This is a genomic window from Microvirga medicaginis (assembly GCF_052658925.1).
This window is the reverse complement of record NZ_JBQWEL010000001.1, coordinates 622003-645269: the sequence shown is the minus strand read 5'-3', so window position 1 is coordinate 645269 and position 23267 is coordinate 622003. Positions and strand designations below refer to the sequence as shown.

21 protein-coding genes and 1 pseudogene are annotated in these 23267 nt (G+C 60.8%); 10 read left to right on the top strand and 12 right to left on the bottom strand.

Translation table 11 applies throughout. From position 1 onward, the window contains the following. The coding region (locus ACUXUR_RS03095; RefSeq protein WP_445500847.1) for a DNA translocase FtsK at positions 1 to 436 on the top strand (436 nt) is incomplete at its 5' end. A 228-nt stretch (positions 437 to 664) separates the two neighbouring features. Here the strand turns inward: ACUXUR_RS03095 and ACUXUR_RS03090 are convergent. Further along, positions 665 to 2101 (bottom strand): coiled-coil domain-containing protein, encoded by a 1437-nt coding sequence (locus ACUXUR_RS03090; protein ID WP_445500846.1) that lies wholly within the window; start codon positions 2099 to 2101, stop codon positions 665 to 667. Positions 2102 to 3657: 1556 nt separating this feature from the next. Here ACUXUR_RS03090 and ACUXUR_RS03085 point away from each other — a divergent pair. The 5 genes and pseudogenes from ACUXUR_RS03085 to ACUXUR_RS03065 all read left to right on the top strand — a co-directional run. Further along, positions 3658 to 3783, top strand: a pseudogene (locus tag ACUXUR_RS03085) (histidine kinase); the annotation flags it as partial. Positions 3784 to 4058: 275 nt separating this feature from the next. Next, the gene (ggt, locus tag ACUXUR_RS03080; RefSeq protein ID WP_445500845.1) at positions 4059 to 5822 is read left to right on the top strand and encodes a gamma-glutamyltransferase; all 1764 of its coding nucleotides are present in this window, start codon (positions 4059 to 4061) and stop codon (positions 5820 to 5822) included. 267 nt (positions 5823 to 6089) lie between these two features. After that, complete coding sequence (locus ACUXUR_RS03075) at positions 6090 to 6563, top strand: MarR family winged helix-turn-helix transcriptional regulator (RefSeq protein ID WP_445500844.1); 474 nt, start codon at positions 6090 to 6092, stop codon at positions 6561 to 6563. Beyond that, on the top strand, positions 6560 to 7060 hold the full coding sequence (locus ACUXUR_RS03070) for a hypothetical protein (RefSeq protein WP_445500843.1): 501 nt from the start codon (positions 6560 to 6562) through the stop codon (positions 7058 to 7060). The genes ACUXUR_RS03075 and ACUXUR_RS03070 overlap by 4 nt, the downstream gene beginning before the upstream one ends. 17 nt (positions 7061 to 7077) lie before the next feature. Further along, positions 7078 to 8163, top strand: a complete 1086-nt coding sequence (locus ACUXUR_RS03065; protein ID WP_445500842.1) for an HlyD family secretion protein — start codon at positions 7078 to 7080, stop codon at positions 8161 to 8163. Between the two features lie 28 nt (positions 8164 to 8191). On the opposite strand, the gene ACUXUR_RS03060 is transcribed toward ACUXUR_RS03065, so the two are convergent. From ACUXUR_RS03060 to ACUXUR_RS03045, 4 genes are all read right to left on the bottom strand, one after another. Further along, entirely contained in the window at positions 8192 to 9715 is a 1524-nt protein-coding gene (locus ACUXUR_RS03060) for an MFS transporter (protein ID WP_445500841.1), read from the bottom strand. A gap of 272 nt (positions 9716 to 9987) precedes the next feature. Continuing rightward, complete coding sequence (locus tag ACUXUR_RS03055) at positions 9988 to 10932, bottom strand: PfkB family carbohydrate kinase (RefSeq protein WP_445500840.1); 945 nt, start codon at positions 10930 to 10932, stop codon at positions 9988 to 9990. A gap of 80 nt (positions 10933 to 11012) precedes the next feature. Then, positions 11013 to 11687 carry a GntR family transcriptional regulator gene (locus ACUXUR_RS03050; protein ID WP_445500839.1) on the bottom strand — a complete coding sequence of 225 codons (675 nt, stop codon included), beginning with the start codon at positions 11685 to 11687 and terminating at the stop codon, positions 11013 to 11015. After that, positions 11684 to 12571 carry a dihydrodipicolinate synthase family protein gene (locus ACUXUR_RS03045; RefSeq protein ID WP_445500838.1) on the bottom strand — a complete coding sequence of 296 codons (888 nt, stop codon included), beginning with the start codon at positions 12569 to 12571 and terminating at the stop codon, positions 11684 to 11686. Before ACUXUR_RS03045 ends, ACUXUR_RS03050 begins: the two co-directional genes overlap by 4 nt. Before the next feature lie 136 nt (positions 12572 to 12707). Here ACUXUR_RS03045 and ACUXUR_RS03040 point away from each other — a divergent pair, with 136 nt between their 5' ends. The 4 genes from ACUXUR_RS03040 (at position 12708) to ACUXUR_RS03025 (ending at position 17080) form a co-directional block, all read left to right on the top strand. Next, on the top strand, positions 12708 to 14042 hold the full coding sequence (locus ACUXUR_RS03040; RefSeq protein ID WP_445500837.1) for an ABC transporter substrate-binding protein: 1335 nt from the start codon (positions 12708 to 12710) through the stop codon (positions 14040 to 14042). Positions 14043 to 14084: 42 nt separating this feature from the next. Further along, positions 14085 to 15023 carry a carbohydrate ABC transporter permease gene (locus ACUXUR_RS03035; protein ID WP_445500836.1) on the top strand — a complete coding sequence of 313 codons (939 nt, stop codon included), beginning with the start codon at positions 14085 to 14087 and terminating at the stop codon, positions 15021 to 15023. Continuing rightward, positions 15020 to 15844: a carbohydrate ABC transporter permease gene (locus ACUXUR_RS03030; RefSeq protein ID WP_445500835.1), complete on the top strand. Its 825-nt coding sequence runs from the start codon at positions 15020 to 15022 to the stop codon at positions 15842 to 15844. Before ACUXUR_RS03035 ends, ACUXUR_RS03030 begins: the two co-directional genes overlap by 4 nt. A 315-nt stretch (positions 15845 to 16159) precedes the next feature. After that, positions 16160 to 17080, top strand: a complete 921-nt coding sequence (locus ACUXUR_RS03025; RefSeq protein WP_445500834.1) for a DMT family transporter — start codon at positions 16160 to 16162, stop codon at positions 17078 to 17080. 144 nt (positions 17081 to 17224) lie between these two features. Here the strand turns inward: ACUXUR_RS03025 and ACUXUR_RS03020 are convergent, their stop codons facing one another. The 7 genes from ACUXUR_RS03020 to ACUXUR_RS02990 form a co-directional block, all read right to left on the bottom strand. Beyond that, positions 17225 to 18352: a HoxN/HupN/NixA family nickel/cobalt transporter gene (locus ACUXUR_RS03020; RefSeq protein ID WP_445500833.1), complete on the bottom strand. Its 1128-nt coding sequence runs from the start codon at positions 18350 to 18352 to the stop codon at positions 17225 to 17227. A gap of 7 nt (positions 18353 to 18359) precedes the next feature. Beyond that, positions 18360 to 18626, bottom strand: a complete 267-nt coding sequence (locus tag ACUXUR_RS03015) for a metal-sensing transcriptional repressor (RefSeq protein ID WP_445500832.1) — start codon at positions 18624 to 18626, stop codon at positions 18360 to 18362. A gap of 323 nt (positions 18627 to 18949) precedes the next feature. Beyond that, a complete protein-coding gene (locus tag ACUXUR_RS03010) occupies positions 18950 to 19108 on the bottom strand; it encodes a DUF6691 family protein (RefSeq protein WP_445500831.1) in 159 nt (52 codons plus the stop codon). A gap of 3 nt (positions 19109 to 19111) precedes the next feature. Next, a complete protein-coding gene (locus ACUXUR_RS03005; protein WP_445500879.1) occupies positions 19112 to 19516 on the bottom strand; it encodes a YeeE/YedE family protein in 405 nt (134 codons plus the stop codon). A gap of 209 nt (positions 19517 to 19725) precedes the next feature. Further along, positions 19726 to 20379 (bottom strand): SCO family protein, encoded by a 654-nt coding sequence (locus ACUXUR_RS03000; protein WP_445500830.1) that lies wholly within the window; start codon positions 20377 to 20379, stop codon positions 19726 to 19728. A gap of 113 nt (positions 20380 to 20492) precedes the next feature. After that, a complete protein-coding gene (mtoX, locus tag ACUXUR_RS02995; RefSeq protein WP_445500829.1) occupies positions 20493 to 21776 on the bottom strand; it encodes a methanethiol oxidase in 1284 nt (427 codons plus the stop codon). 598 nt (positions 21777 to 22374) lie between these two features. After that, positions 22375 to 22890, bottom strand: a complete 516-nt coding sequence (locus ACUXUR_RS02990) for a hypothetical protein (RefSeq protein ID WP_445500828.1) — start codon at positions 22888 to 22890, stop codon at positions 22375 to 22377. Between the last annotated feature and the right edge of the window lie 377 nt (positions 22891 to 23267).

Sequence of the window (23267 nt, the reverse complement as noted above, 5' to 3'; positions counted from 1 at the left end):
CGAGATGGGCGCCGAGCAGCTCTTGGGCCAGGGCGACATGCTCTACATGGCCGGCGGCGGCCGGATCACCCGCGTGCACGGCCCGTTCTGCTCCGACGAGGAGGTGGAGAAGGTCGTCAATCACCTCAAACGGCAGGGCGAGCCCGTTTATCTCGACGCGGTTACCGCCGACGAGGAGGATTCGGATGAAATGGACGCATCGGAGTTCCCGGCAGATGATAGTGATATCGGTCTGGCCTCGTCCGATATCTACGAGCAGGCCGTCAGCATCGTCCTTCGGCATAAGAAGGCGTCGACGAGCTACATTCAGCGCCGGCTGCAGATCGGCTACAACCGCGCCGCCTCGCTGATGGAGCGCATGGAGCAGGAGGGCATCGTCGGTCCCGCCAACCATGCCGGAAAACGCGAAATCCTACGCGGGGAGTTTGAGGACTAGAGCATCGATTCCAAAAGTGGACTTGCACTTTTGGAATCGATCCGATGCTCATACTCCAGAGCAGCGCATCGTGCGGAAAACGGGTTCCACTTTTGAAGCACGATGCGCTAAAGCCGCCTCATGCTCTGCGTCGCTCTGCATGGCTTAAAGAGCCGTTTGCTCGTGAGTTCGCGCGGACTTTCTGAGTGTCAGGCCATAGACGGAAAATCTTCACCGAATTTTTTATATCTAGTAGGACGACCAAAGCCCATCAGCGGGCAACAGGCTTTCGGGCAGGTCCGGAGGCAGGGTTTTAGCGGCAGAATTCTCCCGCGTTGGTAAGCTACGAGAGCGTTTCAGCTTAACGACCGTGGTTCTGTCCGATGCTGCAGCCAGCTTGGGACTTCCGGAAGGCGGCCTGACCGATTTCTCCTCTACAGGTCTAAGTGGGAGATTGCGGCGGCGGGGCTGCATTGTTGCTTCATCGGGCGAGTTGCGCTCTGTTTCGACTTGGGGAGAAAGCGATGCCTGCCGAGCCTTGCGTTCGGAAATATCGCCCCCCGAACCGGCTCCACTGCCTGGCTGAGCGCCATCCTGCGATGTTTTGGCTGAAGGCCCAGGCAGGACAGGGGCGATTTGGAAAAGCAATGCGGCGGGTACAAATTCTGTGCGGGGCTCCAAGTCCGCGATTTGTTTCTTCAATGCATGCACCTCGCGGAGTGCAGCAGCGGTCATCTCCTTCTCTTGGCGGAGCGCTTCCTGGATCGCCGCAGCGCTTGCCGCTTGGGCTTTCAGAGCTAAAACCTCTCGCTGGGAATCCAGCAGCGCGCGAGCAGCTGAAGCGCTGCGCCCTTTCTCCTGTTCCAGCTCGCTCTGCATCCTCACCTCGCTCTCCCGGAGCGCAGCGAGTTGGCCGCGCATGGTATTCAACTGCTGGGTTGCAGCATCTGCTCGCTCCTTTTCTTGCGGGGCTGAGCTTGCTGCTTCGGAGGGGCTGACACCGATTGTCGGGAGCTTAACGACTTGCCTTTTCAGAGACTCGATCTCGCGGGCAGAAAATCTTGCCGCACCTCTTTCCCGCTCAAGGGCTGCGCGCAACTCGGCGGCCTCTTCGGCGCTCCCCTTGAGGCGCGCAAGTTGCTCTTGCGCTTCTGTCAGTTTTACAGTGAGTTCTGACAGTTCCGCTTTCCGTTTTTCCAACTCTCGGGCTTGCTCGTCCCTGCGGGCAGCAGCTCTTACGGCGTCCTGCGTCATTGCGGTGAGCTTCTCTTGCACCGTGTGCAACTCTTGCAGCGCGGCTTCGGCGCGGATCCTCTCTCTTTCCACAGCATCGCCTGATCCGTCTGCCTTGCCTCCGTTTCCGGCTGGGACGCCCTGAGCGGAGGGAGGGGGCCGACGCTCACGCGCCATAGACTGCAGCAGCTTCTGCACTTCTGGATCCCGAAGGCTATCTATCGCAATTGTGGCGAATGTCGCTGTATCCACTGCGGCGGAGAGAATCTGGTGTGCTCCGGTCCAATCCCCCTGCCGCAGTAATTCTCCGACTTCGGCAGCGAGTTTGGTCGTTTCAGGGCCCGACACAAGGCTCTGGATAACCGAGGCCGCATTCCATTGCGATGGTTCCGAATAAGATTTTTGAGAGTCCTGCTCCGCCGGATCGGATGCCGGTTGTGCACGGTCTAGCATTTGGTCTGATCTGACCTGAGGCAGCTTGGATGTGGTTCCGCCTCCCTCACCTGCGAGGCCGCACGAGGCGTATGCAAACACCCCTAGAGCACCTGCAGCGGATACAAGGCCTCGCCATCTACGTCGCTTCCAGAGCACCTGCTTTCCGCCGTCTGAGGTGCTCGAAGGCCAACTCCTCTGCGGAACCATAGGAGTTCCTCCTGAAAAAGGTCGTCGATAGGTGCGGGACGGGCATTGCGTACTGACGTTATTATCAGCGTAGCGCCACAACTTCTCCGGCTCCATTGAGACGGCATGCAATGCGAGACTGGCGAACTTGACGTGCATTTGCCCGGGCATACTCAACCCTCACCTCAAGGGGAGCCATGAGCCCTCCATCTGGCATACGGCTGGCGTGCCCAGCGCTCGCCGCGTCCACTCGTATCGCTCCATAAGGAATTGCCGCCGTGACAATGGAAGTGCGGCACGCTTGGACTATCTGACCAGGAATGCCAGCTCTCGCAGCAAGCGGCTCAACAAAACCCATTCTCTCGACAACTGACGCTTCAGAGCGAGGGATCAGCGAGGACGGCAGGCTTGGGCCTGTACCGTTCCCTTGAACCGCGCGCCATCCGGATGCTGCCATCGTACTTGTTGGAGCCGTCGCACTTCGCGATGTCCGCGGACTTGCCAAACCTACCGCAGGATCTGCTGCGGTCGTCGATCGTCGACTGGGTGCTCCGATGCTACTGTTGCTGACTGTCCCATTGGCATTGGAGTTCCCTAAACCGGGATTGCTGTTTGCCGCGCTCTGATTACTAGCGGCTGCAGCGCTCCTGTCATTTTTCCCACTGCTGTTTCCATTGCTTCGGCTGCCGCTGTTACCGTTTCCTGCCTCCTGACCACCGTTATAACCACCTCCTCCATCCTTCCCGTGGCCGTCGTGAGCTTGGCCGCCGCCATTCCCGTTGCCTTGGCTGCTATCGCCGTTGCCCTTACCGCCGCCATTGCCGCCCCTATCTCCTTCACCTCCGCCCTTGGCGAAGACAGGCTGGGTTGCCAGCAACGCAAAGGTAAAGGTGCAAATGAAGAACTCCCGAAGCATAGCTCCTCCAGATGATTGCGCCGGATACGCGCTTAGGCAGGTTTCGGTGACTTAAGTTTTAGGTTCGCTCTTTCTCTTTGACGCGATGTTCACAATGATAACTACGGACAGAGTGTCAGGTAGAACGGTCTAGGGATCCGCCGCCGATCGAATTGCGCTCTGGCCATCACAGCCGGCTATTACTGACGTGCATTGTGGCTTTGGCGTGCATTGTGATTGTCAATTTAGAGTGATGTACTTTTTAACTGACATCCGACGCACTGAGGCAAACTCGGTCACGTTAGGGGCTCATGCAGGGACGCGGGCTGCAGAATTCCACAAGGCATGGATTTGGCTTTCTTTAAGAAGCTTCACAGGAGCCTGTTGAACCTCGGCCTATGGATTGAGTGCTGTTTCTAGCAACGTCCGAACGCGTACCACTCGGGCCCGATGGTGTGGATGACGTTCAGGGGAAACCGATGCGAGCGAGGTCGACCTGGCGGTTCTGCTCGGCTTGCTCGTCAATGAGCTTGTCACCAACGCCTATAAATACGCTTATGTCCCCGGCGGGGAGGGCGAGGTGCGGGTCGCCGGGCGCGGTCTGCCGAGCAACTTCGATTCCGAAAGGAATCCTCCCTGCCGGCCGATCGGGGCGGAGCGTGATCAAACGGCCCGGAGCTCAAGCAGGCGCTATCGTTGATCACTGCGCGCACTGAGTTGGACTCGACACTCCGGACGCTCCTGAAGGGGAGGGGGCCAGTTTGGCCCGCCGAGGACGTTCGATCCCTTTGCTCCGTCAGGAACGATGCATTCGGGACAGCAGCCGAGTTCCTTGCGCCCCGAACCTGCTGCTATGCTCTTCATGCTTAATGCATCCCTCATGAGGACCGCTCTATGACCAATCTTGCTTCCTCTCCTTGGCGACGTCTTCTCAGTGTGAGCCTACTGGCCCTGACACCCCTTCTGGCACCTGACGTTCAGGCCCAGACCGCTGCTCCTGCTCCCGAAGCCTCGACAGGGCGAATCGCCAAGCAGGCCGGCACGTCCACCCGTGACATGGTCGCTGCAGCCAATCCACTGGCCGCCCAGGCCGGACGGGAGATCCTCGCTGCCGGAGGGAGCGCGGTCGATGCCGCGGTCGCAGTGCAGTTCGTTCTCAACCTCGTGGAGCCGCAGAGTTCAGGCGTCGGCGGCGGCGCATTTCTGCTCTTTTGGGACAAAACGAGCCTCGTGACCTTGGACGGGCGCGAGACGGCGCCAGCCGCGGCGAAGCCGGAGCGTTTTCTTGGGCCTGACGGCAAGCCGATGAAGTTCTACGATGCGGTCGTCGGCGGACGGTCCGTTGGTGTCCCCGGCACGCTTCGCCTGCTGGAAACGGCCCACAAGCGTTGGGGCAAGCTGCCTTGGCCCCAGGTCATTGCTCCGGCACTCCGCCTCGCGGAGGAGGGTTTTACGATTTCTCCGCGTCTCAACGGCCTTCTCAGCCAGGAGAAATATCTCCAGAACGACCCGATTGCCCGCGCCTACTTCTACCAGGTGGACGGGACGCCGAAGCCCGTCGGCACGGTGTTGAAGAACCCGGCCTATGCCAGGACCCTTCGTGAAATTGCGGAGAAAGGCGCGGATGTCTTCTACACCGGCGACATCGCGGCCGACATCGTTGCGACGGTGACGCGCCACACCACCAACCCGGGCGACATGACCCTGGAGGATCTCAAGACCTACAAGGTCGAGGAGAGGGAGCCGGTCTGCGGCTCCTATCGCACCTACCGGATCTGCGGCATGGGCCCGCCGAGTTCCGGCGCTGTGGCGGTCCAGCAGATCATGAGCGTGCTCGAAACTCGGGATATGGCGGCGATGAAGCCTAGTCCCGAGGCAGTGCATTGGGTCGCTGAGGCCGGCCGCCTCGCCTTCGCTGACCGGGCTCTTTATCTCGGCGATCCGGCCTTCGTGAATGTCCCGGTCCGCGGCCTTGCCGATCCAGGCTACCTCAAGAGCCGCGCCGCTCTGGTGAACCCTGATCGATCCATGGGCCGGGCCAAGGCTGGCGATCCGCCATTCCAGAAGACGGAATTTCGCTTCGCTCCCTCCGATGGCATCGAGTTCGGCACGAGCCACATCTCAGTGGTCGATAGTGACGGCAATGCCGTGTCGATGACCACCACCATCGAGGACGGGTTCGGCGCTCGTCTCATGACCAGGAGCGGTTTTCTTCTCAACAACGAACTGACTGATTTCAATTTCGCGCCGACGGAGGAGGGGAAGCCGGTCGCCAACCGGGTCGAAGCCGGCAAGCGCCCGCGCAGTTCCATGGCGCCGACAATCGTGCTGGACGGCAGCAACAAGCTCTACGCGGTCGTGGGGTCCCCCGGCGGGAGTCAGATCATCACCTATGTGGCCAAGACCCTCGTCGGTATCCTGGATTGGAAGCTCGACCCGCAGGTGGCGGTCGATCTGCCGAATTTCGGCAGCCGCAATGGCCCTACTGAAATTGAGGCAGGGACGGAGGCTGAGACCTGGAAAGCGGCTCTCGAAGCCAAGGGTCATGATGTCAAAGCGGTCGAGATGAACTCCGGTATCCAGGCGATCGTGGTGGGCTCCAACGGCCTGATCGGTGGTGCTGACAGCCGCCGAGAGGGCGTGGCCATCGGCAACTGAACGAGCTGGCCGATACTGCTCCTCACCCGCCAGTGAACGGGCCCGGGTGAGGGCTGCAGGGGCCTGTGCATGAACCACGAATCCTCTACCCAGGTGCCTGATCGGTGATCTCAGCGGCTTAGAAAGCGCTGAAATCCCGCAGGTAATACCTGCTTGACCCGGTGAGGCTGTTCACCCCGACAGGTCTCGACTGAGTCGACACGATTCCTCTTGCCCGCTTACCGGCCTGAAGCTATATAGTGACCACATAGATAGTGAGCTATCAATATGACGCCTAAGCAAAACCCATTGGCTGACCTGCGGGCTGAGTTCCTTGAGGAGCTGTCGGTTACCAGCCGCAAGCTGCGGACCCTGTTCGATGCCCGTGTGCGGACCAAGGGGCTGACGCTCGCCCGCGCCCGCACTCTGATGCACCTCGCCCGCAAGGAGGGCATGACCCAGACGGAACTCGCCGAGATCCTCGAAGTCGAAGGCCCCACCCTGGTCCGCCTGCTCGACGGCCTCGAGGCCCAGGGGCTGACCGAGCGCAGGCCCGTGGAAGGGGATCGCCGCGCCAAGCAGATTGCCCTGACCGAGGAGGGCCATAGGCTCGCCGCGGAGGTCACCGGGCTCGGGCACGAACTCCGCGAGGAGGTGCTCGCCGATATCCCGGAGGCTGACCTGATCGCGGCCGCCGCGGCCATGCGCGCAATTGCCCGGAAGATCTCAACCGCTGCCGGCTGCCAGACGGACGCCGCATGAGCGGCGCGCCTGTCTCCAGTCAACCCAATCCTCCTGAGGACGATTCCGAAGTTGAGACCCCTTCGGAACCGTCGGACCACCAGGAGCCGCAGGCGCCGCCCGCCCCTCCGGTGGCGCCTGCCTCCATGCCCCCGCTGCGCGCGGCGAGCTACATGCTGGCCTCGGTGCTCCTGGCCTTGACCCAAGGGCTGGGGATGAACCTCATCTCGGCGAACCTGCCCCAGATCCAGGGAGCGCTGGGCGCTACGACCAATGAGGCGATCTGGCTGATGACAGCCTATGTGGCGTCCCACACGGACAGCGCCTTGATGAAGATCCAAGGACTGACTCTTCTGAACCGGCAGGCAACGAAGGAAGCCGACATCCTGGCCTACAACGACGCTTTTCTGGCCATAGCCTTGCTTGCAGTTTTCGCGCTGGCCGCGCTGATCATCCACGTTGCGGTGGTCGCCGTCGGCAAGCGGCTTGCCCCCATTCCTCAACCTTCCGCTGCATAACAACTCTCTTGATCGATATGCTGAAGTTTCTCAGATCCACCGCCACTCTTGTTGTCGTTGTGATTGGCCTTGTCGGGGTTGCCCTCGTTCTCTACGCATGGCGCCTGCCCCCATTCACCAGCTCGGTTCAGACCACCGACAACGCCTATGTGCGCGGCCAGGTGACCGTCATCAGTCCGCAGCTCAACGGCTATGTCGCCGAAGTTGCCGTTCAGGATTATCAGAGGGTCAAAGTCGGTCAGCTGCTGGTGAGGATCGACGACCGCATTTACGGGCAGAAGCTTCAGCAGGCGAAGGCGACGCTGGCTGCCCAGAAGGCAGCGCTGGCGAATTCCGAGCAGACGCGTCGTTCGAATGCAGCGAGGATCAAGTCGAGCGAAGCCCAGGTCGATAGCGCGAAGGCGGCACTGACAGCCGCTGAGGCCAATTGGGAGCGCATCGAGCCTCTCCGGGCGCGAGGTGTGACGACTCAGAAAGAGGCGGACCAGGCCCGGGCAAGTCTGGACCAGGCCAGGGCCGCCTTGAGCCAAGCCCAAGCGGCTGTGGAGATAGCTCGCCAGGATCTGGCCTCGACCCTGGTGAACCGCCAGTCGCTTGAGGCCGCGGTCCAGGGCGCGGAGGCTGCCGTGCACCTTGCCGAGATCGACCTCCAGAACACCCGGATCGTGGCGCCTCAGGATGGACGCCTCGGCGAGGTGGGGGCGCGGGTCGGGCAGTACGTGGCGGCCGGCACGCAACTGCTTGCTGTCGTTCCGGAGAAGATCTGGGTCGTCGCCAACTTCAAGGAGACGCAGCTCGCCGGCATGAAGGCTGGTCAGCCGGTCACGTTCACGGTCGATGCGCTGGAACATGCCAGCCTCTCCGGTCACATCGAGCGGTTCTCCCCGGCGGCTGGTTCGGAATTCAGCGTGCTCAAGGCGGATAACGCCACCGGCAATTTCACGAAGGTGGCCCAACGCGTTCCCGTGCGCATCGCCATCGACGCAGGCCAGGATCTTGCGGAGAGCCTTGCCCCGGGCATGTCCGTCGTAGTCAGTGTCGATACAGCGTCCAAGGATTCCTCAAAGGACATTGCGTCCACCGGCACCGTTCACGACGAATAACCTTGGACGTCCCGCGACGAAGCCGAAACTAATTGCGCTTGGTTGGAGCCGAAGTCATGAAGGGCGGTGAAAGTGAGCAGCGGTAGCCGAAATACGCACTTAGGGCGGCTGCGACGGAGCAGAGCATGGCAACCGCGCCGAAGCCGCCGATCATCGCTCGCGCGTAAAGATCGGCGAGGGATCCTGCGAGGGTCCCTGATGCTGAGGGAAAACTCCCGAACGTGGCCCGGCTGAACTGCTCCGCGACATCTGGACCGGCCGATGCGGCCGAGCGCTGAAAGCCGAGCGTCGCCACGGCTCCGAGTCCTGCGACGGCCACAAGACCGGCGACGCGCGAGACCGCATTATTGATGCCCGAGGCCACACCGATCCTTTCGGCAGGGGCGGCATTCATGACCGTCGTCGATAGCGGCGTGACGGTGATACCCATGCCGACCCCCATCAGGACCATAACGGGCACGATGGCCATCCAATAATTGCCGTTCGCGACCGCCGGCATCAGCAGCGCGAAACTCACACCCGTGAGGACGGGACCTGTCGTGAGCAGCATCCGGACACCGAACCGGTCGGCCAGGACGCCGCCCAATCGCGAAAGGAGGGCCATGACGAGGGTAAAGGGCAAGAAGATCGAACCAGCCTCGGCTGCCGAGTAGCCGTGCGCCTCGATCAGCGTGGTGGGGAGGAAGAACAGGGCCCCACTGAGAGCAAAATAGAGCAACAAGGTCAGGGCATTGACGTGAGCGAAGGCCGGAATGCGGAACAGGTCTAGCGGCATCATGGGAGCGCGCGCCCGCTTTTCATGCAGCACGAAGACGAGGAGCATCACGGCCCCTGCGACAGCCAGCATGACAGCCGTGTTCCGGTTGTGCCCCACCTCACCGAGGGAGGTTAGGCCATAAGCAATGGCCCCTAAGGCTATGGCCGCCAAGCCTGCGCCCAACCAGTCCATGTTCTGGTTCGCCATGGCCCGGCTCTCCGGCACGTGGCGCCAGCATAGCCAAAGCGCTAGTGCTGCCACTGGAATGTTGATCCAAAAGATTGCCTGCCAAGGGCCGATATCGATGAGCCAGCCTCCGAGGATCGGGCCGAATGCGGCAGCGATGCCGGAGGCGGCGGCCCACGTACCGATCGCCTTCCCGCGACTCTCGGGTGGAAAATGGGCGCTGATGAGCGCCAGTGAACCCGGAACAAGCATGGCGCCACCGATGCCCTGGACGGCTCGCGCAGCGATCAGTGTCGGGGCTGATCCGGAAAGCCCGCACCCCATGGAGGCGACGCCGAAGATTCCGATCCCGATCATGAAGACCCGCCTGAGGCCGTAGGCATCCCCCGCGGCCCCGCCCAGCAGCAGCAGGGCCGCAAGGGTGAGAGCATAGGCATTGGTGATCCATTGCATCTGGGAGAGGGAGGCCTGCAGGCTCTCGCGCATTCGCGGGATCGCGACGGTCACGATGGCGCCATCAGCGAAAACGAGGCTCGAAGCCAGGATCGCCGTCCAGACAACATAGGATCCCGCTTGGGGCTCCTCCTGATCGGGCTCGGGCAGGTGCACGCATATCCCTTTCGTTTCGGTGACATGCTAGTGCCGAAAAGCCTTTTGAAGAATACTCCCTCTACCGGTGGATCGGCGTCGCCGCGAAAATCGCTCTTCCCACTCCCGGAGAAGTGTCTGGTAGCCTCGGAGTATCTTCTGGATGTTGCCCGCTGCTATGTCCCGTACCTTCCGCCCTCCCGTCGAGCGTTGAGGGGCCAATGTAGAACGAATATTCAGATGCTCTCGCTCTTCGCCTTAATTTCACCGAACCGGACATGGCAGGCTGGTCCTCAGTCCGAGACATTTGCGAACGGCGGTTGGAGAGTCCGACTCCGCTCGAGCAGTTCAGGCAACCGGGGAGATCCGAGACGGCCCCCGAAAGACTCGCATTTGATCGCAGCGGCGACGTTGGCCATCTGCGCAGACTGCAATGTCCCCCAATTATTGACCAGACCATAGACGTATGCGCCGTGCCAGACGTCGCCCGCATTCAGGGTATCCATGGCGCGAACGGGGACGGATGGGAGTTCATATAAAGTGCCTCCCGATTGTTCGCGCTGCCATATCAATGCACCAGCTGCGCCAAGCGTTACACCCACGACTTTTGCCTTTAAATCATCGGCGATATTCAGCAATGCCTCTTGAGGCGACATCCCGGTTGCAAGAGACATCAGTGCCGGCTCCGAAAACAGAACGTGATCTGCAAGCGAGATCATCTCCCGGAGCGCTTCAGGAGGTGCAATATCGGCATCAAGAATGGTCGGTACGCCGTGTCGGCGTGCCTCCGTCAGCACGGCTCTTGCTCCTTCCAGCCACCGCATGTCGACAAGAACGGCGCTCGCTTCCGCAATCTTATGAAGAGGAAGCCAACTCGGATCATTCTCCAGGGATGGATCGGTGTAAGGCACAACCAGTCTTTCGCCGGCATTGTCGACGAGAATGGTGGAGAATGCTGTACGCGCCCCCTTGATCCTGCGAATATGCTCGGCCCCGACGGCCTCTTGTGATAGGTCGAGCAAGAAGCTGTCGCCGGCTGGATCGTCGCCGATGCGGGCCCAGAGTTCTACATGGCCGCCAAGGCGGGCGATTGTAACAGCGGCCGCCGTCGCCATTCCGGATGCAGCCTGAACGGCTTTCTCGGGTAGTATCTTGGTGCCATGGCTGGGGATATGGGCCACCTTGAAGATGGTGTCCCAGAAAGCGCATCCGAGACAGATTACAGGCTTTTCGTTCATCGATACCGTCCGGGTCGTTCCAACAGCTGTCGTCGGGCAGGGCGACTGCATCGACAATGTGAGGGAGTACTCGAAGACCGTCACTCCAGCTTGAGGGCTCGCGAACGTGCATTCATGATATGCGCGACGGCAGCCTCCACCGCAGCAGCAGAATCTCGCCGCTTCATCGCAGCGATGATGGCGAGGTGCTCATGCATCACCGGTATCACAAGGTCTTCGTCGAGACTCGTTTCATTCTGCCGGATGAGCCGCACCTTGATCCAGTTCACCCGGTAGGCTTTCGAGATGATATCATTGTTGAGTTCATCCACGATTTTCTCGTGAAACTCGCGGTCGACCCGCTGAGCCTCGGCCACGAGGACATCCGTCATGCCCTTTTGTGCCGAAGCGACAATCGAGCGATGCGCGGCTTCGATCTGCTCGATTGCTGCGTCGCTCGCGCTCTGGGTGAAAGATGCAACAGCTTCCCGCTCCAGGATGATTCGAAACTGAAATGCATTGCGGATCAAGCCGATATCGAGAGGCAGGATCTGCAGTCCACGCTGTGGGACCGTGATGATCAACCCCTCGGCCTCAAGGCGTGGGATCAGTTCCCTGATTGCCCCGAGAGGCTGTCCTGTAAGGAGCACGAGCTCACGTTGGGTGACGAACTGACCGGGCTTGATGTCGCTCCGCAACAGATGCTCCGTGAAGGCGTCATAGGCGCGCTCACGGAGTTTGATTTCGGTGCGAGGCGCCTGACGCGTCATGGTCATTCAATCGCCTTCGCTGAGAGACCGAACGGCTCGAGCAGCACAATGGCTTGGGCCATGCTCTGCGGGTCCAGAGTGGAAAGCGGCGGCCGTGCCGTCGCCCAGACGCCGTCTCGTTTCACATGGGCCACGAGCCCCTTCACCATGGGGATGACGGGGTGACGTGTAATCTCCTGAACGAGGGCGACGATGCGAGGATCGTCGCGGCCGTTCTCTGCCAGAGCAATCACGGCCTCAGGCAGAATATTGGCGACACCGCAGATGGAGCCGGCCGCGCCATCCGCACAGGCACGCCCCAGATATGTTTCGTCGCCGACAAGAATAGCGAGGTGAGGAAATGCCTTGATCAAGGCGAGCGTCGCTTCGGGATTGCATGCGCTGTCCTTCACGCCTCTGATCGCGTGAGGATAACGTTCTACGAGGCGAGCGATGACATTGTGCGACAATGGCACGCCAGTCATGCCGGGGATGTGATAAAGGATCACATCCCGAAGATTGCTGCCAATCGCCTCGAAGACCGCCTCGTACCAAGCGAAGATAGCGTCGTCGGCAACCGGCCTGAAATAGAAGGGGGGCGCCAGAAGGACGGCATGAGCGCCACGGCGCAGCGCTTGGCTCGTGCTGTAAGCGGCCTCCTCCGGCGAGCAGGCAATAACGCCCTCGACCAGTTGTTCCGGCCGAATGCCGAGGCTGATCAGGTCATTGGCGACACGCTCCCGTTCAGCAGCACCGACTGAAGGGCCTTCGCCTGTTGTTCCGAAGATCGTTGCCGTTCGGCAGCCACGGGCGAGGCAATCCTTCGCGTGAAGGGCAAGACGTTGAACATCAACCTTGCCATCCACAAAGGGGGTGACAAGTGCGGGACTGATGCCGAAGCTGAGGGACACGTGAGCCTCCAGGGGCTGAAATGCGGCCGGATCAAATGGCGTGTTGACACTAACATGTTACTCGGTGCTTAATCCGTTGCAAGCACAGAAAAGAGCCCGAAGAGGCCGTTACGATGAAACAGGGAGGGAACTGATCATGGCCAAGACCTTTGGCTCGCTCACGCGTCGCACATTCCTGGCAAGCAGCGCGGTCGCAACTGCATACGGCCTCGGTGGCACGAGGCCTGCCTTTGCTGATGTGAACTGGAAGAAATATGCCGGCACCAAGATCGGCGTGAATCTCGTCAAGAGTCCGCGCGGCGAAATCCTGCAGAAATATGAGAAGGAGTTCACGGACCTCACGGGCATTCAGGTCTCGTCCGAGCAGACGCCGGAACAGCAGCAGCGTCAGAAAGCCGTGATCGAACTGAATTCCGGCAGCCCGAGCTTCGACGTCATTCACATCAGCTATCATGTCCAGAAGCGTCAGTTCGAGAAGGCCAACTGGCTGGCGGATATCAGCTCCTTCATGAAGAACCCGGAGCTGACGGATCCAAGTCTTACCGAAAGCGACTTCTCTCAGGCCGGTCTGCTCTACGCGAAGAATCCGCAAGGGCAGATGCTGTCACTGCCGTTCTCCGTCGATTACTGGATGGTTTATTGGAACAAGGATCTCTTCGCGAAGAAGGGGCTCTCGTACCCGCAGACCTTCGACGAGATGGTGAAGGTGGCGGAGGCTCTGACTGATCCAAAGGAAGGGATCTACGGTTTCGTGGCCCGGGGCCTGAAGAATGCCAATGTTCCCGTCTGGACGAGCTTCCTGCTCGGATATGGGGGCGAGCCGGTTGATGCCAACGGCAATCTGATGACCGATACGCCAGAGGCCATCGAAGCCGCGCGGCTTTATCAACGCCTCCTTACGAAATCGGCACCTCAAGGTGTCTCCGGTTTCAACTGGTCGGAATGCCAGTCTGCCTTCCTGCAGGGAAAGATCGGCATGTGGCTCGATGGTGTCGGCTTCGCGCCCCCGCTTGAAGACCCCGACAAATCACGGGTTGTCGGCAAGGTCGGCTATGGGGTCATGCCGCGCGGGCCGAAGGCGCAAGCCTCGGCGACCTTCGGGGATGGCATCGCCGTTACCGCCGCCAGCAAGAACAAGGAGGCAGCCTATCTTTACTGCCAATGGGCTGTTTCGAAACTGATGGGTGCACGGCTTCTGCAGGCCGGTGGTGGCGTGCCATTCCGCAACTCGGTCCTCAATGATCCGGAAGTCCGCAAGGGCGTGAAGATGCCGCCAGCCTGGATCGACGCCGTGGTGGAATCCGGCAAGATCAGCAAGCTCGGACTTCCAGTCGTTCAGCCGGTCACCGAGTTCCGCGACATCATCGGTATCGGGCTCACGAATCTCTTGGCAGGAGCCGATCCAGCCACGGAGATGAAAAAGGCGACGGAGCAATTCAAGCCGATCCTCGAGCGCAGCGAAAAGGCTTGATGGTCGCTTGCACGAGGATGACTGCCATGGTGGAGCGCGTTCATGGCGACCATCGTTGAGCGACAGCCTGGAGAGATAAAGGAGGCAGCGCCCGTTCTGGGCGCTCGCCCACGAATCTCGTACTGGCCGTTCATCGTCCCTGCGGTTGCCGTGGTGGGATCCGTTATCGTCTTTCCCTGGGCCTTCACGGTCTGGATGAGCCTGCACGAATGGACTGTCGGCGGGGCTCGCCGCTTTGCCGGTCTGTCCAATTACGCCCGGCTGGTATCGGATGAGCGTTTCCTGACATCGGTCGTCCATACGTTCATCTACACGTTCCTTGCCGTCGTCCTGCCGCTGATCCTTGGAACCTTGGCCGCCCTGGTGTTCAATTCACGCTTGCCGTTCAGAGGCATTCTGCGTGGCTTGTTCATCATGCCGATGATGGCGACGCCCGTGGCCATTGCACTTGTATGGACGATGATGTTCCACCCCCAACTGGGTGTGCTCAATTATCTGCTGTCGCTGGTCGGGATCGGGCCTCAGGCCTGGGTCTTCAGTCCTTCGACGGTGATTCCGTCACTGGTTCTTGTCGAGACCTGGCAGTGGACGCCGCTCGTGATGCTGATCGTACTCGGCGGCCTTGCAGCCATTCCATCGGAACCTTATGAGAGTGCTGCCATCGACGGAGCCAGCGCGGTTCAGAAATTCCGCTACATCACCTTGCCGATGATCGCGCCGTTCCTCATGGTTGCGGTGATCATCCGGACCATCGACGCCTTGAAGAGCTTCGACATTATCTACGCCATCACTCAGGGGGGACCCGGAACGGCGTCGGAAACGATCAACCTCTACCTGTACAGCGTCGCATTCGCTTACTACGACGTGGGCTACGGATCGGCTATCGCAGTCGTGTTCTTCGCGATCGTGATTGCCCTGTCGCTTCTGATGCTTCATCTCCGTCAGAGAACGAAGTGGACAGACGTGCAGGGGGGAGCATGACGTCAAGAAGGCTTTTGAACTCGCTTGGCCTGTTGTTCGCGGGCATCGTGCTGGTGTCGCCAGCTATCCTGTTCTTTCTCTGGATGCTCTCTCTCTCGCTCAAGTTTGAAGTTGATAACGCGGCCTATCCGCCGATCCTTATCCCTGAGCGCTTCGCTTGGAAAAACTATACCGGTGTGTTCGAGGCGAACCGTTTCGGGCTGTTCTTCCTTAACAGCCTGATCGTGACCGGCGCCGCGACTGGGCTTGCTCTCCTGATCGGGGTTCCGGCCGGTTACGGCATTGCACGCATGCGAGCCACCAAGGCCGCCATCGTTGTGCTAATCGCCCGCATGACTCCGGGCCTGTCGTATCTCATCCCGCTTTTTCTGCTGTTTCAATGGCTGGGGTTGATGGGGACGCTCGTGCCGCAGATCATTGCCCACCTGGTCATTACAGTTCCGATCGTTATCTGGATCATGATCGGCTATTTCGAGACGACCCCGCTGGAACTCGAGGAAGCAGCCGTCATTGATGGCGCCAATCGTTGGGAGGTGTTCCGCTACGTTGCGCTGCCGATCGCGAAGCCAGGCATCACGGTTGCTTTCATTCTCGCGGTGATCTTCTCCTGGAACAACTTCGTGTTCGGAGTGGTGCTGGCTGGGCGAGAGACACGCACCTTGCCCGTCGCCGTCTACAACATGCTGTCCTTCGAGCAGCTAAGTTGGGGACCCTTGGCCGCAGCCGCGTTGATCGTAACGTTGCCGGTGCTCGTGCTCACCGTGATCGCACAGCGTCAGATCGTTGCCGGTTTGACGGCTGGTGCCGTGAAGGGCGGTTGATCTGGAAGGCGGCCTAGCAGACGGCCTATGACACATGCTGATCTAAACGGATAGCAAGCAGATCCAAGGGGCGGACTGGTTTAATGATACGTTCGGCAGCGTCATCCCTGAGAGCTTTTGCCGAGTGGCTTTTGTCCGGGCTTGAAGTCAAGGCCCGCATTCCTCTTGGCAGATTCGAGGCGGACGCTTTCCGTCGGCAGGAGGGCTGTGTATCAGGACACAAGCCCCTAATTCCTATCAGCAGGCGAAGGTGCAGACCCATCCCGAGCCGAGAGAAATTCACGACGGTAACGTCCGGAATCGAACCGCCACTTGATGACCAGAACCAGGACTACCTCGACGAACGAACCAGTCGTCAGCCGCGACCGTCCATTGCGAGGCATCGCCCTTATGCTCGCGGCACTTGCGTTCTTTTCCTGCTCTGACGCTGCATCCAAACTCATGACAACCTCGCTCCCAGCGGTTGAGGTCGCTTGGCTTCGCTTCTGCGTCTTCACGATTCTCATGCTGGTGGCGGCCACGTTGACTGGACGACTGCATTCCCTGCGTTCTCAGCGTCCGAGCCTGCAAACGCTCCGTGCCCTTGGTGTGTTGGGATCATCCGTCTTCTTCATCATGGGATTGGGTTTACTGCCGATGGCGGAGGCAACCGCCATCGCCTTTGTTTCGCCCGTTATCGTGACCGCTCTCTCGATCCCGATCTTAGGGGAGGTTGTCGGTTGGAGGCGTTGGAGTGCAGTCGCGGTCGGCCTGCTGGGCGTCCTGATCGTCGTACGCCCAGGCATCGGAGCATTCGACGCTGCCGCGATTTTTCCGGTCCTGTCGGCGGCAAGCTGGGCCGTCGCCTTGGTGGTGACGCGCAAGATGAGTGCAGCGGATGGGTCCCTGGTCTCCCTGACCTATGCAGCCGTTGTTGGTTTGCTGGTCACCTCTGCCATCGTGCCGTTCGGGTGGACCACCCCCGGCTGGCGCGAGATCGGCTTTGGGCTCGTGACAGGCATCGCATCAACGATCGCGCAGTGGCTGGTCGTTTTGGCGTTCCAGCAGGCGCGAGCGTCCGTCTTGGCACCGTTTTCCTACAGCCAGCTCGTCTGGTCGGGACTGCTGGGCTATCTTGTTTTCGGAAGCGTGCCGGACAAGTGGACCCTGATCGGCGCTGGTGTGATCATCGCCAGCGGCCTTTACACGGCCCATCGTGAGCGGACAGTCAGGGTGTCGTCCGCTCTTGCAAAATAGGCACCTCTTCCCATCGCCTTGATGTTCGGAAGGACACATCTGAGCCGTTTGCTGATGGTCTGTTTTCTTCCGCACTCCGGAAGTTCGCTCAATGCATCAGGCTGCCTCCGGCATATTCAGCCGTCGGCCCAGATCACTGCCGTGCTATGACAAGGCCGTGACCGGGCCCATCAAGTCGACGATGCCCTGCACCAGCATAATCAAACCGAGAAAACCCACGAGGCCGGCGGAGGCCAGCGGAAGGCGCCGCAGAATACGATCCGACAGGTTGATGCGCTTGGACGCGTGATGCACGCCCCAGGCGGCCACGACGCCGATGGATACCATGGTGATTGCCAAGCCCAGGCTGAAGGCAGCGACGGTCGCGGCACCGAGGGTGAACTGGCCGAGCTGAAGGCAGATCAGCAGCACGGTGATCGAGGCCGGGCAGGGGATAAGGCCACCCGTGATGCCGAACAGCGCGATCTGGCCAGTGGTGACCTGGCCGTTGTTGGCCGCGAGCTGCCGGGCGATCTGCTCGGCGTGCTCGCGCTCATGCGCGTCCTCATCGTGGTCGGCATGATCATGGTGGTGATTGTGCTCGGCAAAGGTCACCTTGTACGTGTGAGCGTGGTCGCCGTGCGCCAGCCGCAGGCAGGCCGTGAACTCGTGCGGCTCCGGGATTTCGCCTGTGGATTCGAGGTATCCGTCCCGCTCGACGAACCGGAACCGCTCCTTCGAGCCATCCCCGCGCTCGGTCTCGATCAGAACGTCCTCGGCCCGCCACGCGTTGCCGCTTAACGTGCGCAGGCGCCAGCGGGGCGGCACGTCGTCCTCGAAGATCGACAGCTCCAGGGTTCCGTGACCCGTGTCGATGGTCCGGACCTCATCATGACCGTGATCATGGTCATGATGGTGATGACCATGATGGTGGGACCGCCGGGACCAGCCAAGGCTCTGGCCGGTGCGCCAGAGCATCCAGGCGGCAATACCGAGGATGATCACGCCCGAGGCAATCAACAGCCAGGCCTCGAAGTGCGAGTTCAGGATCTCGCGCCCGAGCGACAGTCCGAGCATGGCCACAACCCAGACTACGAGCGAGTGGGAAAGGGCGGCACAGACGCCGAGAAGAATGGCTTGTCCGATGGTGCCGCGGATCGCGACGATGTAGGCGGCCATCATAGTCTTGGAATGGCCAGGCTCCAGCCCGTGCAGAGCGCCGAGCAGCACGGCGATTGGCAGGTAAATCCAGCCGTTGCCGCCGGACTGAAGGAGTTGGGCAATATCAGGCATCAGGGTCTCAAAGGTACTTGGTGAGGGTCTTGAACTCAGCGAGAGCCGCCTTCGCCCCGTGGCCGTTCTGGCCAGTAGCATCCTCCAGGCAATGGTCGATGTGGTCCTGGATCAGCTCGCGCTTGGCGTTGGAGATCGCCTTCTCGACCGCATGGAGCTGCTGGGCGAGGTCGGCGCAGGGACGGCCTGCCTCGATCATCTGGATGACAGAGGCGAGGTGGCCATGGGCCCGTTTCAGGCGGGCGATGATGTCGGGATGGCTTGCATGGATCATATCCACGTCCTATCCCCCTGGAGGGGATCTTGCAAGCCACCGGCTGCTTGGCAGGCCCCGACGATGTTCCGGCGGTCACGCCCGTCGCGCAAAGATGGTGATGGCTCCGCTTAAAGGCCCGCTTACCGCCGTAAGCGGGGGGACGTGCAAAAGGGCAGAGGAACCTCAGAGGCTGAGCCGAAGCCGAAATTCAGTCATCGCTCTGGAGCCCGCAACCTGCACCCGGGAGCACAATGATTGGGGTTTAGGCTTGCTCGACTGCCAATTCCGGCAGGGCATTGCACGTTCAGAACCTGAAGGGGGGCCGCCCGAACGAGAGGTCCCTAGCGCATCGTGCCGCACATGGCGATGATGAGGCTTGGATCCCAGACGCCGAAGATGTCGAGGAAGCCGAGCACCTTCGCCGGGTTAACGAGCTGCGAGACGATCAGACCAACTCCGAAGAGCAGACCGCAAACGAATGCGGAAAGGATCGCTGGCATGATTTACACCCCCAGGACATGACGGGTGACAAAGACGGTGATCATGGCGGTTGCCGTGAATATGAGGGTAGCCGCAATGGAACGCGGCGATCCGCGCCCGATGCCGCACACGGCGTGGCCGCTGGTGCAACCAGCCCCGAGGCGGGTACCGAACCCGACGAGCAGCCCGGCGACCATGAGGAGCCCGAGGGGCGCGTCAAGGACAACGGGTGGGAGAGTGCCGCCAAAATTCCTGTAAACCAGCGGCGCGATCAGCAGGCCGACAATGAAGGCCACACGCCAGGCAGTGTCGCTTCGGTCTCGCTCAAGAAGGCTTCCCAACATGCCACTGACGCCTGCAATGCGGCCGTTCAGCACCAGAACCAGAGCCGTGGACGCGCCAATCAGGAGTCCGCCGATCAGGCTGATACGGGGTGAAGTTCGCCATGGTGTTCTCCCTTTACATGGAGACGGTGATGCCTGCCGTTAGAAGCGCGTATCTGCTTGACCTTTCTTTCGGACCCGCGAATGCCTCGAGCAGAATGATTGCAGTCTCACCGCTGAATTGATGACTGAGAGCGCCGCCGTCCGCGCTTCCATCCTGCGAGTGGCTGGCCGCATCGTGGGCCGGCTACATGTCAATCCTTCTGCTCCTGATCGAGGATCAGGGTCTTGATGTCGTTGAGCACCAGTTCCGGGTCGAGGAAGTCCAGGCTGTAGATGTTGCGGATCTGACCCGAGGCATCGATCAGGAAGGCGCGGAAAATATGGTACAGCGGCCCGCCGGCCGCGCCTGGATCAGGTTTGGCGCTGACAGTCTGGCCATAGGCAACGAGTACAGGCGCGAGCGCCGCCCGGTCAGGTGCCGTCAGGAAGTGCCATTCCGGAGCGCCGGGCTCGCTCGAGCGCCAGGCAGCCGCATACTCAGCGATAATCTCGGGTGTGTCATGATCCGGATCAAAGCTCATTGAGACCAGCTGCATACGTTGGGCAAGCCCTGGATCTTTAGCCACGAGGTCCTGCAGCAGTGACAGCTGCAACGACGCAGTCGGGCAGAGATCCCCACAGCGCGTATACATGAACGCCAGGACGGTGATTTTCCCCCGAAGGAAATCACTCAGATCGCGGCCCCGTCCGCTCTCATCGAGAACATTCCCCCCGGCTGCTGGCCGGATAGCCGGAAGCCGATAGCTTCCCGGCTGCGGTAAGGCAAAGGCATAGTTGGCGCTCGGGCCAGCCGAATGCCCTGTACTTTCCTTGCGCTCGTGAAGATCATGAGCTGGCGCAGCCAAGGATGCACCCGAGAGTAGGGTGACCAGAACCAAGCGCGCGATAGCAAGGCCTGACATGGGACTCCTCCGATCCTGCAAAGAGGCGGGAGCAGAGGGCCCCCGCCTGAAGACTGTCAGCTGGCGTAGAGTTTTGAGGACCCGAACGTCATCATGTGCGGGCGGCCGAGGCCTTCACGCAGGAAGTCGATCTCGAACCGAGGTGCGAGTTCCTTCCCGTCCCAGGTATAAGCCTTCAGGAACTGCGCGCCGTCGGTACCCGTCTTGTCCCAGTTCGAGAGAAGAGAGCTGGTGTAGTAGAGCCGCTTCCCGTCCCAGCTCTGCGAGACCATGTTGACCTGACCACCGACCTTCCTCTCGTAGATCTGCTTCGGCCGGTGCGGATCGGAGACGTCGAAAACGCGGGTCATGCCGTCCATGAAACTGTCAACGAACAGTGTCCTGTCGTCGGCACTCAGGCTGATGTCGACGGGAACCGGCAGCTTTGCAGGGTCGCCCACATCCGCCACCGCCTCGGCCTTCCATTCGCCGTCCGAATCCTCGTAGACGAGCCACAGCTTCGAGGTGAGAGCCGTCGACGTGAAGGCGTAATTGTTGTAAGGCCCCCAGGCCCACCTGATCTCCAGCGGCGCGCCCGGAACGTTGAACACCTTCATCGGCTTGCGCGCATGGAAGTCCCACAGGATCATGGTCTGGCCGAAATGCTTCATCGCCTCCTCATCCTTCACGACTTCGCCGAGCGGGCGCATGTAGTTGTTGAGCCCTGTGAAGGACGAGCTGAGCATGACGTTCTTACGGGGGAGGACACGAGCATCATATCCGTATCCGTCCGCGGCCTTCTCGATGACAGCGCCCTGAGTGTTCTCTGGGGTCGGCATCCAGTGAGTGGCGATGTACTGCCCGTCATTGGAATACTCGACCAAACCCGTGCGCCCGTCGTGGTTCCTGTTCGACAGCCCCGGGATCAGCATGCGGCCCGCCAGGGCATAGGCACCATGCGCGCCGACCACGCCTCCACTCTTCTCGACGAAGTCATCGATGGTTTTGACGAGCTTGGGATTGGCAGGGTTGGTTGCCACGTCGAAGATGTGGATCTTGCTGTCCGCGAGCCCGGTCACCCAGAAGTACCGGCGATCATCGGTCAGCCCGCCATGGTGGGCCTCGCCGCGTCCACCAACCGAGTCCGCGTCGATCGCCTTGCCGAAGGTCGGCGAGTTCTTGCGGACGTCGATGGTGACCACCTTATCCTGTCCGTCCCCGACACCTTCGACGCCGAGGGTCCAGACATAGACGAATTCCTCCTCGCCTGTGATCTTGGCCATGTAAGGAGACTGGCAGGTCTCGTCCGCGCGCGCGGGTTGAGCCGTTCCACCTGCATACAAGGCTGCGATGGTGCTCATAAGCAGCGCACGATGCATCCGGTCTCGACAAGAGTCTGCGGATAATTTCAGGAATGGGACCGAGATCGTCATAAGCCTCCTCCTATGTATGGCTGTTTGTCAGCGCATGGTCTTGTGTTCTCCGGGTACGGTTGTGTTGAACGATCAGGCAATATCCTGCAGCTCACTGCGACATTGCGAGACAAGTGTCCTGGGTTTGCGCGGTCGACGAGACGCCCTGCTATGCTGCTGAGGGTCGCGGTGTGGCGGAGCGGGCGGTGAGACACTCCCGTAATTGCGCCGGCAAGCAAGCACATGTCTGCTGTCCCAGCTTCTGATGGTCATGCAATCAGAGCTCATTAAGTTACAGGCTCGTGCCATGATCGGGCGGTGCGCTGAATCACACGCCGGAAACGGGGCTCAGGACCTGGACACAATCTATGGCCTAGGTCCGCGTGCAGACCACGGCAGGATGTCTGGCCGAAGGTGGTCTACCAGCAACAGGATTCGGGAGTGAGGATCTGCTGTTATCTCGGGGAACGTGCACTCAATCTTTGACAGCCTGTCCCCGATGACGCGGGCGTTGCTTTCAACTCCCGAGCCTGTCGCGCAGGTGCAGCTATTCCTGCACCGGGTGCTCCGCCTTGCGGGCTTGAATGCGAGCCCGATTGTGGGCTACTTCATCTGACCGGTCACTGGTAGCCATGTCGGTTCTGGCTCGGGTCACGTCCGGGGAACCGGTGAAATCGTATCCCTCTCCTGTGCCGCCTTGGGCAGGACTGGAGGGTCCTGTGGGACTGCCAATCGGCCCTGCAGCTTCCTGCCACCCTTCGGGGCGCCAGGAGGCCCGCTGCTCCTCAAGGTCCAGCGCGCCCTCTTGGTCCAGGATGCTGACGATCTGGTTGCTCTCGCCGTCACATTTCACGATGACCACGGAGCCGCCGCGGCGCACACCTTCGGCATAGGCATGCGCATCGGCTCGCGACACACCCTCATCCTCCAACAGGGGAGCCAGATTGTGTGGGGTCGACCAGATGTCGATTTCATCTCTTGGGATGCCAACCTGCTCTAGGCGGTTTGCGGCGGCTGTTGCGTGTTGCTCGTTAGGGAAGAGAGCAGTGACAGTTTTGGTCATCGGGTCGATCTCCGGCAAGGCTGTGCGGTTTCGAGCTCGCTTGCGAAGAGCTAAGCCGGTTGTCCCAGACGGCAGACGTCCTCGGGAGCACTGGCGCGGCGGCCAGATCTACAAGGGCTCGGCCGGACGGGTAGATTGGCTCAATCTGCGACCCTGCCAATATACCACTTGGCATCTAGCTTTACTATCTGCCTGCGCGATCTCTGCTTCGTGAACGGCACCCGGTACATGTGAGAAGCTAGGCAGAATGCAGCTGACTCGGCCACAGAGGACTTTCGCGAAGGGCAGGGATCGACAGAGAATGACCGAGAGGCGACCTTCGCATGTGACGGCCCCAGGCGAAGACCGCACGATTGCCAAAGGTTCTTTGCCCAGAC